Below are 14923 nucleotides of genomic sequence, written 5' to 3' on the forward strand. Positions count from 1 at the left end.
AAACTCGTTGGGTGAGCAGGCCCCGCTCCGACACCCGCGAGCGCATTCAGGACGTCGCCCGTGAGTTGTTCACGAGCCAAGGTGTGCAACGCACCAGCCTGCAGGACATCGCCGACAAGCTCGGACTCACCAAGCCGGCCCTGTACTACCACTTCACGTCGCGGGAGGACCTGGTCCGCAGCATCGTGCAACCTCTGATTGACGAGGGGGAGCGGTTCATTGCCGACCACGAACGCGCACGCGATGCGACCCCACGTGAATTGCTCGAGGGGTACTTCGACTATCACTTTGCGCACCGCCGCGATCTGGTGTTAGTGGTCGCCGAGTTGACGACCCTCGCCGATCTCGGCCTGATCGATCAACTGCTTGCCTGGCGTGACCGGCTGGGGAAGCTGGTTTTCGGTCGGCGTCCCACGCTCGAGCAGTCAACCCGCGCGGTGATCGCCTTCGGCGGCCTGCAGGACTGCTGTCTGCAATTCCCCGACACACCCTACGAGAAACTGCGTCGCGCAACCGTCGACGGAGCGCTGGCCGCCCTGGGAATCGACCAATCGTCGTCGGGCTAGAGTCCGTAGCTATGCGATTCGGACTCTTCATTCCACAGGGTTGGCGGATGGATCTGGTCGGGATTGACCCGGCCAAGCACTGGGCGGTGATGCGGGACCTGGCGTCCCACGCCGACGACGGCGCGTGGGACTCGTTGTGGGTATACGACCACTTTCACACCGTGCCGATGCCGACCGGCGAAGCCACCCACGAAGCGTGGTCGCTGATGTCGGCTTACGCCGCGACCACGTCGCGGATCAAGCTAGGCCAGATGTGCACGGCGATGAGTTATCGCAATCCGGTGTACCTGGCCAAAGTCGCGGCTACCGCGGATATCATCTCCGGTGGCCGGATCCAGATGGGCATCGGCGGCGGCTGGTACGAACACGAATGGCGCGCTTACGGATACGGCTTCCCGTCGGCCGGGGTGCGGTTGGCTCGGTTGGACGAGGGCGTGCAGATCATGCGCGACGCCTGGCGCGACGGCAAGGTCAGCTTTGACGGTAAGCATTACCAGGTCGACGGCGCGATTGTGGCCCCCAAGCCTCTGCAGGACAACGGCATTCCGCTGTGGATCGCCGGCGGAGGTGAGAAGGTGACGTTGCGCATCGCCGCGAAATACGCGCAGTACACCAACTTTACTGGCGAATCCGAGGGCTTTGCACACAAATCCGAAGTGCTTGCCGGGCATTGCCGCGACGTGGGCACCGACTTCGGCGCGATCGTGCGCTCGGCCAATGTCAACGCAACCCTCGGCACCTCCGAGGCCGACGTCAAAGACCGGCTGCAGCGCATCCGCGACCGGATGATCGGCTATGTCCCCGAAGCGGCGGCCGATGCGATGATCGCCAGTGGCAGCGGACCGGATTCGGCCACGGGGACAACGGAACAGGTGGTCGAGCGGCTGCAACGTCTGCGCGGTTTGGGCTGCGAGTACGTGATCTGTTATTTCCCGGAGGCCGCCTATGACCGTTCCGGCATCGAGCTGTTCGAACGTGAAGTGATTCCCGCGCTGAGGTAGTCGGCGTGTTCAGATGTCGGAAGGCTCGTACCGCGTCTTGACACCAGGCGCGGCGAGCAGGGGAGGCAGCTGCGTGATCTTGCCCTCGCCGGCACGAAACCTGCGGTAGGCCTCGTCGTGCTCGACGCTGTCCCAAAGTTCGTAGATGAGCCAATGCGCTTCGTCGTCCTCGTCGATAAGCACGTCGGTTCCCAGGTTCCCCTCGAACGCTCGGGTGTCTTGCAGCACCCGGCCGAAAAGCTCGCGCGCCGCGGCGACTTCGTCGGGCTTGAACCTGAGTTCAAGTATCACGGTGATCGTCATAGTCGTCTCCTCGCAAAGGTCACTTCAAGCTGCTCACCGCGAGCACACTGTTAAACCTACGGTCGACCCACTTGGCGAAGTCGGGCGCCTCTGGAATCTGGTCGGCGGCCGCGAACAAGTCGGCGAGCCGTTGTTCGGCCGCCACCACATGGTCGTCGAGCGGGATTGGCAGCCGCCGCAGTCGGCTCTGCGCGAGCTCGGCAATTCTGAGGTTCAGATTCACGGCGGCGGCATACTTTCTGGCCCACTCCGAAGGATTGTCCCTTGCCCATTGCGCTGCTCGCTCGTAGCGGATCAGCAATTCGGCCAGCGCGGAGTTGCGTTTCGGATCGGTCAGCGCCCGGACGGACGCGCTGCCGAACTGGTAGCCGTTTTCGGCGGACCCGATACTGCGTACCTTCAGGGTGAGATTGGCCTGCGCCGTGTATGGATCCCAGATCACCCAGGCGTCGCCCTGTCCGTTGGCGAACGCCGACAGTGCATCGGCGGGCTGCAGGAAGACCAGCTTGACGTCTTTCGGCTTCAGCCCGGTGTCGGCGAGGTGCTCGAGCACGTTGGCGTGCGCGGCGCTGCCCTTGGCCACCAGAATGGTCTTACCCAACAGATCGTGAACCGTGGCAATTGATGAATTGGTGCGCACTAAGATCTGCTCGCCGGTCCCCGCGCCGTCCCACGCCGAAACCACCCTGGTCTTGGCGTTGGCCGCCGCACCGAAAACCGGCGGAGTATCGCCAGTCACGGCAAAATCGATTTTGCCTGCGGCCAACGCCTCGATCTGTGGCGGCCCCGAGGTGAATGTCGAGAAAGTCACCCGGTAGGGCAAGTTGTCCAAGGCGCCGGCGGCGCGCAGCAACGCTTCGGTGCCGCCCTTCTGGTCGCCGACTTGCAGGGTCACTCCGGAAAGCTCCGACAACGGCACCGCCGCCGGCACCCCTATCAGCTGTGGTCCCAGGGACCGTGACACACATGCCGACACACTGGTCACGAGCGCCAGCGCCAGGACGACGTGAAACGCCATCCGAACGGCGGTGCGGTGTGTAGCCGTCAAAGCCGAACACCGAGCTTGTCGAGAAGGTCAGCGCGATAGTGGTCGTGCCGGGCAGTGCGCTCCGACGGAGCGGGCCGCGGGGATTCGACGGTGATGGAGTGGGCAACCCGGCCGCCCTCGAGGACCAGCACCCGGTCGGCGAGGTCGATTGCCTCGTCCACGTCGTGAGTAACCAGCAGCACGCCGAATCCGTGCCGGCGCCATAGGTCGAGCAGCAATGCGCGCATGGACAGCCGGGTGAGCGCATCCAGCGCGCCGAATGGCTCGTCGAGCAGCAACAGTTGCGGTTCGGCCACCAGCGCACGGGCCAGCGAAACCCGTTGTGCCTGACCGCCGGAAAGTGTGAGTGGCCATGCGTGCGCATGGTCGGCAAGCCCGATCTCGGCCAAAGCCTGCTCGGAGCGCCGCCGTGCCGCATCGTGCGACAGCGTGGTGCGGTTGAGCCCGTAGATCACATTGGTCAGCACATCGCGCCAGGGAAATAGTCGCGGCTCCTGGAACGCCATCGCCGGTGCGCCGGTGACCTCACGCTTGCCGGTGTGGTCCGGGGAAAGCCCGGCCAGCACCCGCAAAACGGTCGATTTGCCGCATCCGCTGCGACCGACCAACGCGACGATCTCCTGAGTGCGGATCGCCAAGGAGATGTCATCGAGGATGTGGCGTGTGCCGTACCACTTGTCGACGTTGCTGAGCCTGCCGACGATGACGGCCTGCCGTTCCGATGTCAAGGTCATGTGCGGTACCTCAGAGCCCGGTGTTCCAGCGCTCGGACGACGGCGTCGGTCGTGATGCCCAGCAGCGCGTAGACGACCAAGCAGAAAATGATGATGTCGATGCGCAGGAAATCGCGCGCGTTGTTGATCAAAAATCCAATGCCTTTGTCCGCGTTGATCTGTTCGGCGACGATCAGCGTCAACCACCCGATCGCCAACGACTGTCGAAGCCCCACCAACACCTGCGGTGCCGCGCTCGGCAAGATGATGATGCGCAGTCGTTGCCATAACGAAAAGCCGAGAACGTCCGCAGTTTCCAGCAGTTTGGGGTCGACTTGCCTGATCGCGGAGAACGTATTGAGGTACAACGGAAAACTGACCCCGAGCGCAACCAGCAGTACTTTCGGCAGCTCGCCGATACCGAACCAGAGGATGAACAACGGGATTAACCCCAGGTGTGGAAGCGCGCGCAGCATCTGCAGCGGCGGGTCGACGGTGGCCTCGAACCATTGCGACAACCCGACGGCCACACCCAAGGCGATCCCGATCAGGCCACCCAGTAGCAGGCCTTCCACGACGCGGAGCCCGGACACCGCCAGGGCCTCGACGAGTTTTCCGTTTTGGATCAGTTGTAACCCGGCGTCGAAGATCAACTGTGGCGCCGGCAGAACATCCTGCGGTATGAGGCCGGTGGCACTGAGAAGCTGCCACAACACAACGAGCACCACCGGAGATGAGAGCCTGATGATGCTCCACCGATGGGTTTCCCAGACTTTCGTGACTGCCGATGTCGGCTCTGATCGGGCGACCGTCTGGCCAGCAGTGCGCACCATTATTCGACGAACCCCTGAGGTCAAGCGGACATGCGCTAACGGGTCGGCGGCGGCATTGCCCTTGAAGACAGTAGGTGGACTTGGCCGTCGGGCTGAAGAGTTTGGCTCCGGGTGAAGGGAAAACGGCAGGGCATCAGTCGCCTCAAACAGCGCGAGAACGCGGTTTCCACTTTGATGGAATGCTGTTGTACCTTTTAGTGAGCGCATTACCGCAGGCAGAGACCAAAGGATCGTTCGATGCAGAAAGCACTCGCCCCCGACATCTCGACTTGGCCCGACGACAGCCCGCAGCTGATCGGCAGTCGATGCGGTGACTGTGGCGCCACCACCTTCCCAGTGCAGCAGCGGTGTCCGCGCTGCAGCGGCGGCGAGATGAGTGAGTTGCTGTTGCCCCGCAGCGGAACCTTGGTGGCATGGACCACCCAGGGTTTTCCGCCCGGAGCTCCCTACGCCGGCCCGACCGGTGATGATTTCGTGCCGTTCGGCGTGGGCCTGGTCCAGCTTGGTGACGTGATCCGAGTCGAGGGCCGGTTGACCGAGAATGACCCGGCCAAGCTCGAGTTCGGCCAGCAGGTCGAGCTCACCATGGTGCCGTTGACGACCGACGCTGACGGCAACGAGATCGTCACGTTCGCCTTCCAACCGGTCTAGTGGCGATCGCGAGCGCGGCGGGAGCCGCGTGAAGCGGGTCGCCACCATCTACCTAAGAGGAGCCAGCGGCATGAGTGACATGAGCAACCAAGTAGCCATCATCGGCGTGGGCCTGCATCCCTTCGGCAGGTTCGAGAAAACCGCGATGCAGATGGGCGCCGAGGCCATCCAATTCGCGTTGACCGACGCCGGTGTGGACTGGAAGGACATCCAATTCGGTTTCGGCGGCAGCCACGAGGTGTCCAACCCCGATGCGGTGACCCGCCTGGTCGGGCTGACCGGCATCACCTTCACCAACGTCTTCAACGCCTGCGCCACCGCGGCCAGCGCGATTCAGCAGACCGCCGACACCATCCGATTGGGCAAGTATGACCTCGGCATCGCCATCGGCTTGGACAAGCACCCCCGCGGCGCCTTCACTGATGACCCGGCCAAGCTGGCGCTGCCGCAGTGGTATGCGCAGAACGGGCAGTTCGTCACCACCAAGTTCTTCGGCATGAAGGCCAACAAATACCTGCACGATCACAACATCTCCCAGGCCACGCTGGCCAAAGTGGCCGCGAAGAACTTCCGCAACGGGGCGCTGAACCCGAATGCATTCCGTCGCAAGCCGATTCCTGAAGATCAGATCCTCAACTCGACCGTGCTGAACTACCCGCTGACGCAGTACATGTTCTGTGCACCCGACGAGGGTGCCGCGGCGGTGGTCATGTGCCGAGCCGACATGGCGCACAAATTCACCGACAAACCGGTCTACGTGCGAGCCACCGAGATCCGCACCCGCCGCTACGGCGCCTACGAGGTGCACGCCACCTTCGCGCCGTTAGACGAAGATGTTTCGCCCACCGTGTACGCGGCCAAAGCCGCCTACGAGGCAGCGGGTATCGGACCCGAGGACGTCGACATCGCCCAGCTGCAGGACACCGACGCGGGCGCCGAGGTCATCCACATGGCCGAGACCGGTCTGTGCGCCGACGGCGAGCAGGAAAAGTTGGTGGCCGACGGCGCCACCGAGATCCACGGCTCGATTCCGGTCAACACCGACGGCGGGCTGATCGCCAACGGCGAGCCGATCGGCGCATCGGGGCTGCGTCAGGTACATGAGCTGGTGCGCCAGCTGCGCGGCGAGGCGGGTGAGCGTCAGGTGCCCGGCAACCCGCGCGTCGGCCTCGCCCAGGTATACGGCGCACCCGGTACCTCGTCGGCGACCATCCTGTCCCTCTAGCTCGCGCTAAATTGCCGGGCCCAGCAGGTCGTCGGCGTCGCGGATGATGTAGCCGTAGCCCTGCTCGGCCAGAAACCGTTGCCGGTGCGCGGCGTACTCGGCGTCCTGGCTGTCGCGGGCCACCACCGAATAGAACACCGCGCCGCCGCCGTCGGCCTTGGGCCGCAGCAGCCGCCCCAGTCGCTGGGCCTCCTCCTGCCGTGAGCCGAATGTGCCCGAAACCTGCACCGCCACTGCGGCTTCCGGCAGGTCGATGGAGAAATTGGCGACCTTGGAAACCACCAACGTGCTCACCTCACCGCGACGGAATGCGTCGTACAGCGCCTCGCGCTCGGCGGTCTTGGTGGACCCCTGGATCACCGGGGCGTCCAGCACCGCACCGAGCTCGTCGAGCTGATCGAGGTAGGCGCCGATCACCAGGGTCTGCTCACCCGGGTGGCGGCTCAGGATCGACTTGACCACCGCGATCTTCGAATGCGCCGTCGAGCAGACCCGATAGCGCTCCTCGGGTTCGGCGGTGGCGTACGTCATCCGTTCGCTGTCAGTCAGCGTGACGCGCACCTCGATGCACTCCGCCGGCGCGATCCAGCCTTGCGCCTCGATGTCCTTCCACGGCGCGTCATAGCGTTTCGGCCCGATCAGCGAGAACACGTCGCCCTCGCGGCCGTCCTCGCGGATCAGCGTCGCGGTCAACCCCAGCCGTCGCCGCGACTGCAGGTCGGCGGTCATCCGGAACACCGGCGCCGGCAGCAGGTGCACCTCGTCGTAGACGATCAACCCCCAGTCGCGGCTGTCGAACAGCTCGAGGTGGCGGTACTCGCCCTTGGTGCGGCGGGTGATCACTTGATAGGTGGCGATGGTGACCGGCCGAACTTCCTTGCGCTCCCCGGAGTATTCGCCGATCTCCTCCTCGGTGAGCGAGGTGCGGGCGATCAGTTCACGTTTCCACTGGCGGCCGGCGACGGTGTTGGTGACCAGAATCAGCGTCGTCGCACTGGCCTTCGCCATAGCAGCCGCGCCGACGAGTGTCTTGCCCGCTCCGCACGGCAGGACCACCACGCCCGATCCGCCGGCCCAGAACGACTCGGCGGCCATCTCCTGATAGTCGCGCAGATGCCAGCCGTCCTGCCGCAAGGAGATCGGATGTGCCTCGCCATCGACATATCCGGCCAGATCCTCGGCGGGCCAGCCGATCTTGAGCAGCATCTGTTTGACCCGGCCCCGCTCGCTGGGATGCACGATGACGGTGTCGTCGTCGATCCGCGCGCCCAGCATCGGCGCGATCTTCTTGTGGCGCAACACTTCCTCGAGCACGGCGCGGTCCAGGCTGACCAGCGTCAGGCCGTGCGCCGGGCTCTTGACCAACTGCAGCCGCCCGTAGCGAGCCATGGTGTCGACGATGTCGACCAGCAGCGGCTGCGGTACGGCATAGCGTGAGTAGTTGACCAGTGCGTCGACCACCTGCTCGGCGTCGTGGCCCGCGGCGCGCGCGTTCCACAGCGCCAGCGGGGTGATGCGGTAGGTGTGCACATGCTCAGGTGCGCGTTCCAGCTCGGCGAACGGAGCAATCGCCGCCCGCGCCGCGCCGGCCAGCTCGTGGTTAACCTCGAGCAGCATCGTCTTGTCGGACTGCACGATCAACGGCCCGTCAGGCACTAGCGCCGCTCCTCTTCGTCATAGACCCCCATTATCCGTCGTCGGCCGACATCATCTGCGCCGCTCCTCAGCAGCGCTGCGCTCTGCCTCGTCGTCGGCCGACACCTAGCGCCGCTCCTCAGCATCGCTGCGCTCTGCATCGTCGTCGGCGCGTACCACCGAGGTGATGCGGTGGATGGCGAACTCACGTGCGCGGCTGGAGGCGGAATCAAAGGCCACCAGCTGCCCGCCGGCCACCGTGATCGGCGACACCACCCGTTGGGTAGCCACCCCGGCGGCGTCGACGTAGCCGATGACCACGGTGTCCTGCCGCTGGGCGGCGCGCTGCAGCAGCGACATCGCCACCGCCGGGTCAATCCGGACACTGCCGAACGGTGCGGTGGTCACCTTGCGTAGCACCGCGACGACCGCGCCCAGGCTTTCCCCGCTCGGGCGTGGTATGGGTCGGTGCGGCCGACGGCGCTGCGGCGCGGGTACCCGGGCGCCGCGGGTCCGGATGTCGACGATGGCGCCGGTGGAGTCCTCGGCGGCCGGGGCGAAACCGGCGTCCTGCAAGGCCGAGAGCACCTCGCTGATCGGTGCCTGGGATATCGCCACCGTCGGCGCCAACACCCGCAGGCCCAGCGCTTGGGCCTTGGCGGAGGCCACCGCCTGGGCGAGCAGCGTTGGGTCTTCGCATCGCACGAAAGATGCGGCCATGCCAATCCTCAGTTGCCCGTGCCGGCGTGCGACGTCGTTGATCAGGTAGGTCAGCCCTTGTGGCACAGGCGTTTTGGAGTGCTTGCCGAACAGCGAGTGCAATGCGTCGGCGGTTTTGCCGACATCCAATGCGTGCCGGATCGACTGCTCGCTGACGCGGTACACCATCGCCGTGCCCGCGGACTCGACGGTGGCCACGGCTGCCAGCTCCTCGGCGAGATAACGTTCGAGCGGCCCAGGCACCACGACCGTCAGGTCGGCCTGCACCAGGAAGTGGTCGATCGGCGCGGGCAGCGCACGTGCCATCGCGTCGACGACGTCGGCGTCTCCACCTTTTAAGCCGCCGTCAACCAACGCGCGGCCGGGCGTGCTGATCGCTCCGCGGCCCACCAAGCCGAGCAGGTGTGCCTCTTCCAGCAGGTCCGCCACCTGCGCCGGCTGTAGCCGCTTGGCCCAGCGCGGCCGCCGCCAGATCAGCGCCGCCGACGCAGTGGTCTTGTCCACTCCGGCACCGGCCGGCAGCTCGGCCAGCGTGCCCAGCAGCAGCCGCCGGTCCAGCGGGGCTGCCGTCGAGTACAGCGAATCCGACAGTGCGGCATAGGGTTTAGCGTCGGGCCCGCGGGTCCCGATCAGCGCCGGACGAGCCGCTAGATCAAGCCAGGTAGTGGCCAGCAGGTGCCAGCGTTCGGCGGGGGAGGCTTCGGCAAACCGGTCCGCGGCCACCGTCGGCGCCCAGTAGGGTGCCTCCCCGCCGGCCGGTTGCGGATCGGGTAGGCCGCTGGCGATCAGGCCCGCTGCGGCCGCCAGCTCGAGGATCAAACCCAGTCGGGCCTCGTCGATGCCGGTGATCTTCGCCAGCCGCCTGACCTCACGCACTCCTAAGCCGCCGCTGCGCAGCTCGGAAATCGGTGTCGCGCCGAGTGTTTCGAGCAGGACATCGAGCTCGCGCAGCAGGTCGATGACTGCGCCCGCGGCTGCGGCGTCGGCGTCGGCGGACGTGGTGGTGGCGACTACCGGATCCGGCGCGGCCAGCCGCGCGGGCCCGGGTTCCTCGCCGCGCAGCACCTGCCCGACGTGGCGCGGCAGGATCACCGTGTCGGCGTCGATTCGCCGCAGCAGTCCCATCGCGAGCAGTTGTGGCACTGGGCGATCCGCGGGCGCCCCGGGCGCGGCGTCGCGAGTGCGTCCCAGCGGCGACCCCTCCAGCAGCTTGTCCAGAACTTCGCGCTGTGGGCCGTTGAGACCGTCGATCAGCTCGGCAATCTGATCACCGCTATGCGAAGCGTCTTCCAGGGTCACCTGACCCGGATGCCAGGGCAGACCGGCACCGGCATCGGGGGCCGCTCGTAATTCGGTGTCACCCCACACCAGGGCGCGTTCTCTGAGGTCATCGAGGGCGTCGCGCACCTCGGATTCGGGCGCACGACCGCCGATCAGCGCCAGCAACTTGGCGACGGTTACCGGCGCGGTATCCGCGTGCAGAACTACCAGCGCGTCGATCACCGCCAGCCGCAAGAAGTCCAGTTCGTCGCTGGCGGCCTTGAGCGACTGCCGGGCCTGGGCGCGGGCGGCGAGGGCCGCGATGCTGCCCGGCGGTGGCTGGGCAAGGTCGGGTCGTAGTTCCAGCAGACGGATCAGCCGCTCGTCGGGCAAGTCGGCCAGCCAGGACCCCAGCGGGACGCCCGGGGTGTGTTCAGTCATTGCTGACCAGCCTAAAGCAGCCGCCGGAGTGAGCCTTCCGAGGCGACGGCGTGAGACGAATGGGAGAGCCCAGCCGTCAAGAGCGGGCAGGACCTGTCAGAATGGGACCCGTGGCAGATAACGCTGACAAGAAGGCCCAGAGGACCCGTTATGTCGACAGGGGCTGGCCGACAACCAACCCAGACGACCACGCGGTGAGCGAACTGGCGACCGATCGGGTGGGCGCCCTGTCTCCCTACGGCGACGTGGTCTTCCCGCTGCCTGCCGACGAGCTGCCGTACGTGCATCCCGTCACCGTGATCAACCGCTAGGTCGACGATTTCCACCCGCGCAATTCGCGGGGTTGCTTGCTCCGGTCAGGCGAGCGAGGACAGGGCCGGGTTACCGCTCACGCTTTGCGACTGGATGGCTTTGAGCAGGTCTTTCACGTAGCTCGGGTCCATGTTTTGCGGCGGTGCGACGGGCAGTCCTTTGCTGGTGTCGGGCAGGTTCGCCGGATCGAGCAGGGGTGCGATCTGCGCCGGCACCTGAAGGTCGTGGATCGCGGTGCCCGCGGCGGCCGGATCGGTGGGCAGCCCTGGAATCGCCGGCAGGCCTGGGACCGGATCGTCGGCGAAGGTCCAATGCGCCACTGTGGTGGCCTGGTGGACGTCCGAGGGCGCGTCGGCGGGTGGGGCCGGCGGTGCCGATTCTTCGGCGGGCGGGGGAGCGTCTGCCGGCGGTGGAGCATCGGCCGGTGGTGGAGCATCGGCCGGCGGCGGGGCATCGGCCGGCGGTGGAGCATCGGCTGGCGGTGGAGCGTCTGCCGGCGGCGGGGCATCGAGGGCGGCCGGCTCGGCTGGTGCCGGTTCGGCAGGCGGCGCGGGGTCGGCGGGCGGAGGCGGCGGAGGCGGGTCGAAGGCGACCGGCTCGGCGGGTGCAGGCGGTGCGGGGTCGGCCGGTGGCGGGGGGTCGGCAGGCGGAGGCGGCGGCGCAGGTGCGTCGAATGCGGCGGCCTCGACTGGTGGCGGCGGCGGCAGGTCGGCAGGCGGAGGCGGCGGCGCAGGTGCGTCGAATGCGGCGGCCTCGACTGGTGCCGGCGGCGGCGGTGCGTCGGGCGGGGGTGGCGGTGCGTCGGGCGGGGGCGCGTCCGGTGCGGGCGCGTCGGCGACGACGTTGCGCGGCGTCGCGGCCCCGAGTCCATGGCCGCACACCGGCCAGGCACCGCGGCCCTGGGTGCCCAGAACCCGCTCGGCGACGGCGATCTGCTGTGCGCGAGTGGCCTGGTTCGCGCTGGGGGCGAACTCGCCGCCGCCGTGCGCGGCCCAGGTGCCCTGCGAGAATTGCAGCCCGCCGTGGTACCCGTTGCCGGTGTTGATGCCCCAGTTGCCACCGGATTCGCATCCCGCGACAGCATCCCATTGCTCGTCGGTAGCCGCGGACGCGTGGCCCGCGAGGGCGATACCACCGCCACCGAGCACAGCACCGGTGAATGCGAGTTTGGCGACACTGATGTTCGAAGCCGTGGGCTTACGATGCCGTCCGCTCATACGCCGAAGACGTCCTCTCTTGATGCGCCCACGAGGTCAGCTGTCGGGTTCGGGCGGAAGAGGTCGCCCGGCCGCACCGAGTCCCAAAGGAACGGCGACGGCTTCACCCCAAGGAGCCGCGAAGGCTCCGGTCCGATTTCGGTGGACCAGTGGGTCCCCCGCCTCCATCCACGGGTTGGTGTGTCCCCGCCTATCGGATGGAGCTCGGCGCTATAGGCGAGAAGGCCCGCCGCTCAGTAAGACTCGGCAAGCTCCGGACGACGCTAGCGGGAGATCGCGGTGGAGTCATTTCATAGCGATTTCGGCGTTTCGTTTCCCGTGAACCGGGAAAACACCAGGAGGACTCGTTGTTTGTGCAGCTCACTGGCTCCGATATCGAGCCGTGGCCGTGCTGTGATAATTCCGTTATGTGATCGAACTCACATCGATTTTGCCGTCGAGGGACGGATCACAGTGATCTTGGGGCCGAAGTGACGGCGCCGAGAAGCGTATCGGCGGTCAGTGGTACGCCGGCAGCGATCCGCCGCGGTGTGCCTGATCGACGGGGACGATTTCCTTGCCCAGTGGCACCAGCGACACCGGAATCAATTTCAGGTTGGCCAGCGCCAGCGGAATACCGACGATTGTCAGCGCCATCGCCACCGCGCTTACCAGGTGCCCGATCGCGAGCCAGATCCCGAACAACACCAACCAGATGATGTTCCCGAGCAGCGTGCCGGTGCCGGCACCGGGCTTGTCGATGATCGTCCGCCCGAACGGCCACAACGCATAGGATGCGATGCGCAACGCCGCGAATCCGAAGGGGATGGTGACAATGAGCAGGAAGCAGACGAGCGCAGCCAGCAGGTAGCCGAGGGCCAACCACAGGCCGCCGAAAATCAACCAGATAACGTTCAGGATCAGGCGCATTGTCTCCTCCAGGGGTAGTGCCAGCGTACCGAGAAACTGGGTGCTCGGCCGTGGGCCTTCCGAGTAGGATCTGTCGTCATCGCGTCCTGCGCAGTCGGGACGCTTCATTGTTTTCCTCAACTTAGTTATCCGACAAGCAGGTGAGACCGGTGCCGACTGGCAAGGTGAAGTGGTACGACGCTGACAAGGGATTCGGGTTCTTGTCCCAGGAGGATGGCGAGGACGTCTACGTCCGCTCTTCGGCGCTGCCTGCGGGCGTCGAAGGCCTCAAGGCAGGGCAGCGTGTGGAATTCGGTGTCGCCTCCGGACGCCGCGGACCGCAGGCACTGAGTCTCAAACTGCTTGACCCGCCACCCACCCTCGCCCGCCCGCGCAGGGAGGCCCCGGCAGAACACAAGCACAGCCCTGATGAGCTGCACGGCATGGTCGAGGACATGATCACCTTGTTGGAGAGCGCCGTGCAGCCGGAGCTGCGCAAGGGGCGCTACCCGGACCGCAAAACCGCTCGGAGGGTCTCCGACGTGGTCAAAGCCGTGGCGCGCGAACTCGACGCCTAGCTCGACCTGCGTCTCGCGCCGATGCCGGCGTCGGCGGTTGTGCGCTAGTTGCACAAACGCGTGTACCGGCGAGCTCGCGGGGGAACACTGGACATCGAAGTTCCGCAGGAGTCGCTTCGAGTGAGGGAAGTCCGATGGCACAGCAGGTGCAGGTCAGCGAAGAACAAGCGAGAGCCGTAGCTGAGGAATCTCGCGAAAGTGGTTGGGATAAACCGTCTTTGGCCAAGGAGCTATTCCTCGGCCGATTTCCACTCGAGCTCATTCACCCGTTTCCCAGGCCCTCTGACGAAGAGGCCGCTCGCACCGGGAAATTCTTAGCCCAACTGCGGGAATTCCTCGACTCCGTCGACGGCAGCGTCATCGAGCGCGACGCCCAGATTCCCGACGAATATGTCAAAGGCCTCGCCGAACTGGGTTGTTTCGGAATGAAGATCCCATCGGAATACGGCGGGCTGAATATGTCGCAGGTCGCCTACAACCGGGCGTTGATGATGGTGTCGACCGTGCATGCCAGCCTCGGGGCGCTGCTGTCCGCTCATCAGTCGATCGGCGTGCCGGAACCGCTCAAGCTGGCCGGGACGGAGGAGCAGAAGCGGAAGTTTCTGCCGCGGTGTGCCGCAGGGGCGATATCGGCGTTTTTGCTCACCGAACCGGATGTTGGTTCCGACCCGGCGAGGCTGGCCTCGACGGCGATTCCGGTCGACGGCGGAGCCGCCTACGAACTAGACGGTGTGAAGTTGTGGACGACCAACGGCGTTGTGGCGGAACTGCTGGTGGTGATGGCCACCGTGCCCAAGAGCGACGGGCACCGCGGCGGCATCAGCGCGTTCGTCGTCGAGGCCGATTCACCGGGCATCACCGTGGAGCGGCGCAACAAATTCATGGGATTGCGCGGTATCGAAAATGGTCTCACCAGGCTGCACCGAGTCCGAGTCCCTGCGGAAAACCTGATCGGCCGGGAAGGCGACGGCCTGAAGATCGCGCTGACCACCCTCAACGCCGGCCGGCTCTCGATACCGGCGATCGCGGCCGGTTCCGCCAAGTGGTCGGTGAAAATCGCGCGGGAGTGGTCCGGTGAACGGGTGCAGTGGGGCAAACCCGTCGGCGAACACGGGGCCGTCGCAGAAAAGATTTCGTTCATGGCCGCAACCACCTATGCGCTCGAGTCGGTGTTGGAGTTGTCCGGTCAGATGGCCGACGAGGGCCGCAACGACATCCGGATCGAAGCGGCACTGGCCAAGCTGTGGTCGAGCGAAATGGCCTGTGTGATCGCCGACGAACTGCTGCAGATCCGCGGTGGCCGCGGCTATGAGACCGCCGAATCGCTGGCCGCGCGGGGGGAGCGTGCCGTGCCGGTGGAGCAGGTGGTCCGCGACCTGAGGATCAACCGTATCTTCGAAGGATCCAGCGAGATCATGCGGCTGCTCATCGCCCGCGAGGCCGTCGACGCCCACCTCAGCGCCGCCGGCGATCTGGCGAATCCGAAAGCCGATGTCCGCCAGAAAGCGAAGGCCGCGGTCGATGCGAGTGGG

General features: G+C 66.1%; 15 protein-coding genes and 1 riboswitch. Of the genes, 7 read left to right on the forward strand and 8 right to left on the reverse strand.

The features are described 5' to 3' along the window. Nucleotides 1–11: 11 nt before the first annotated feature. The gene (locus VNW74_RS02865; RefSeq protein ID WP_325675112.1) at nt 12–566 is read left to right on the forward strand and encodes a TetR/AcrR family transcriptional regulator; all 555 of its coding nucleotides are present in this window, start codon (nt 12–14) and stop codon (nt 564–566) included. Nucleotides 567–577: 11 nt separating this feature from the next. Beyond that, nucleotides 578–1567 (forward strand): LLM class F420-dependent oxidoreductase, encoded by a 990-nt coding sequence (locus VNW74_RS02870; RefSeq protein ID WP_325675101.1) that lies wholly within the window; start codon nt 578–580, stop codon nt 1565–1567. A 9-nt stretch (nt 1568–1576) separates the two neighbouring features. Here VNW74_RS02870 and VNW74_RS02875 read toward each other — a convergent pair whose 3' ends face one another. The 4 genes from VNW74_RS02875 to VNW74_RS02890 are packed head-to-tail and all read right to left on the reverse strand — an operon-like array spanning nt 1577 to nt 4464. After that, complete coding sequence (locus tag VNW74_RS02875; protein ID WP_325675102.1) at nt 1577–1870, reverse strand: putative quinol monooxygenase; 294 nt, start codon at nt 1868–1870, stop codon at nt 1577–1579. A gap of 19 nt (nt 1871–1889) precedes the next feature. Continuing rightward, on the reverse strand, nt 1890–2888 hold the full coding sequence (locus VNW74_RS02880) for an ABC transporter substrate-binding protein (RefSeq protein WP_325675113.1): 999 nt from the start codon (nt 2886–2888) through the stop codon (nt 1890–1892). 26 nt (nt 2889–2914) lie between these two features. Continuing rightward, nucleotides 2915–3652 (reverse strand): ABC transporter ATP-binding protein, encoded by a 738-nt coding sequence (locus VNW74_RS02885; RefSeq protein ID WP_325675103.1) that lies wholly within the window; start codon nt 3650–3652, stop codon nt 2915–2917. Next, nucleotides 3649–4464 carry an ABC transporter permease gene (locus VNW74_RS02890; protein ID WP_414686584.1) on the reverse strand — a complete coding sequence of 272 codons (816 nt, stop codon included), beginning with the start codon at nt 4462–4464 and terminating at the stop codon, nt 3649–3651. The genes VNW74_RS02885 and VNW74_RS02890 overlap by 4 nt, the downstream gene beginning before the upstream one ends. Before the next feature lie 237 nt (nt 4465–4701). On the opposite strand from VNW74_RS02890, the gene VNW74_RS02895 reads away from it, so the two are divergent. Together VNW74_RS02895 and VNW74_RS02900 are read left to right on the forward strand one after the other, a co-directional pair. After that, nucleotides 4702–5115, forward strand: coding sequence for a Zn-ribbon domain-containing OB-fold protein (locus VNW74_RS02895; RefSeq protein WP_325675104.1), 414 nt, complete (start codon nt 4702–4704; stop codon nt 5113–5115). 79 nt (nt 5116–5194) lie between these two features. Further along, entirely contained in the window at nt 5195–6340 is a 1146-nt protein-coding gene (locus VNW74_RS02900) for a thiolase family protein (protein ID WP_325675115.1), read from the forward strand. A 6-nt stretch (nt 6341–6346) separates the two neighbouring features. Here VNW74_RS02900 and VNW74_RS02905 read toward each other — a convergent pair whose 3' ends face one another. Together VNW74_RS02905 and VNW74_RS02910 are read right to left on the reverse strand one after the other, a co-directional pair. Then, nucleotides 6347–7996 (reverse strand): DNA repair helicase XPB, encoded by a 1650-nt coding sequence (locus VNW74_RS02905; RefSeq protein WP_325675105.1) that lies wholly within the window; start codon nt 7994–7996, stop codon nt 6347–6349. A 105-nt stretch (nt 7997–8101) separates the two neighbouring features. Then, nucleotides 8102–10396, reverse strand: a complete 2295-nt coding sequence (locus VNW74_RS02910; RefSeq protein ID WP_325675106.1) for a helicase-associated domain-containing protein — start codon at nt 10394–10396, stop codon at nt 8102–8104. A gap of 110 nt (nt 10397–10506) precedes the next feature. Here VNW74_RS02910 and VNW74_RS02915 point away from each other — a divergent pair, with 110 nt between their 5' ends. Next, the gene (locus tag VNW74_RS02915; protein ID WP_325675107.1) at nt 10507–10707 is read left to right on the forward strand and encodes a hypothetical protein; all 201 of its coding nucleotides are present in this window, start codon (nt 10507–10509) and stop codon (nt 10705–10707) included. A 45-nt stretch (nt 10708–10752) separates the two neighbouring features. On the opposite strand, the gene VNW74_RS02920 is transcribed toward VNW74_RS02915, so the two are convergent. Together VNW74_RS02920 and VNW74_RS02925 are read right to left on the reverse strand one after the other, a co-directional pair. After that, nucleotides 10753–11925, reverse strand: coding sequence for a transglycosylase family protein (locus VNW74_RS02920; protein WP_325675108.1), 1173 nt, complete (start codon nt 11923–11925; stop codon nt 10753–10755). 9 nt (nt 11926–11934) lie between these two features. Further along, nucleotides 11935–12142, reverse strand: a riboswitch (cyclic di-AMP (ydaO/yuaA leader). A gap of 281 nt (nt 12143–12423) precedes the next feature. Beyond that, complete coding sequence (locus tag VNW74_RS02925; RefSeq protein WP_325675109.1) at nt 12424–12834, reverse strand: YccF domain-containing protein; 411 nt, start codon at nt 12832–12834, stop codon at nt 12424–12426. A 149-nt stretch (nt 12835–12983) separates the two neighbouring features. On the opposite strand from VNW74_RS02925, the gene VNW74_RS02930 reads away from it, so the two are divergent. Together VNW74_RS02930 and VNW74_RS02935 are read left to right on the forward strand one after the other, a co-directional pair. After that, nucleotides 12984–13391 (forward strand): cold-shock protein, encoded by a 408-nt coding sequence (locus VNW74_RS02930; RefSeq protein ID WP_325675110.1) that lies wholly within the window; start codon nt 12984–12986, stop codon nt 13389–13391. Nucleotides 13392–13525: 134 nt separating this feature from the next. Further along, a partial coding sequence (locus tag VNW74_RS02935) for an acyl-CoA dehydrogenase family protein (RefSeq protein ID WP_325675111.1) occupies nt 13526–14923 on the forward strand: 1398 nt, incomplete at its 3' end.

The organism is Mycobacterium sp. (genome assembly GCF_035570115.1).
Classification (GTDB): Bacteria; Actinomycetota; Actinomycetes; order Mycobacteriales; family Mycobacteriaceae; genus Mycobacterium.

Bases quoted from the DNA above. Each gene is read 5' to 3' on its own strand.
- VNW74_RS02875 (WP_325675102.1), bottom strand. From the start codon at position 1,870: ATGACGATCACCGTGATACTTGAACTCAGGTTCAAGCCCGACGAAGTC.
- VNW74_RS02880 (WP_325675113.1), bottom strand. From the start codon at position 2,888: ATGGCGTTTCACGTCGTCCTGGCGCTGGCGCTCGTGACCAGTGTGTCG.
- VNW74_RS02910 (WP_325675106.1), bottom strand. From the start codon at position 10,396: ATGACTGAACACACCCCGGGCGTCCCGCTGGGGTCCTGGCTGGCCGAC.
- VNW74_RS02885 (WP_325675103.1), bottom strand. From the start codon at position 3,652: ATGACCTTGACATCGGAACGGCAGGCCGTCATCGTCGGCAGGCTCAGC.
- VNW74_RS02895 (WP_325675104.1), top strand. From the start codon at position 4,702: ATGCAGAAAGCACTCGCCCCCGACATCTCGACTTGGCCCGACGACAGC.
- VNW74_RS02900 (WP_325675115.1), top strand. From the start codon at position 5,195: ATGAGCAACCAAGTAGCCATCATCGGCGTGGGCCTGCATCCCTTCGGC.
- VNW74_RS02890 (WP_414686584.1), bottom strand. From the start codon at position 4,464: ATGGTGCGCACTGCTGGCCAGACGGTCGCCCGATCAGAGCCGACATCG.
- VNW74_RS02925 (WP_325675109.1), bottom strand. From the start codon at position 12,834: ATGCGCCTGATCCTGAACGTTATCTGGTTGATTTTCGGCGGCCTGTGG.
- VNW74_RS02870 (WP_325675101.1), top strand. From the start codon at position 578: ATGCGATTCGGACTCTTCATTCCACAGGGTTGGCGGATGGATCTGGTC.
- VNW74_RS02920 (WP_325675108.1), bottom strand. From the start codon at position 11,925: ATGAGCGGACGGCATCGTAAGCCCACGGCTTCGAACATCAGTGTCGCC.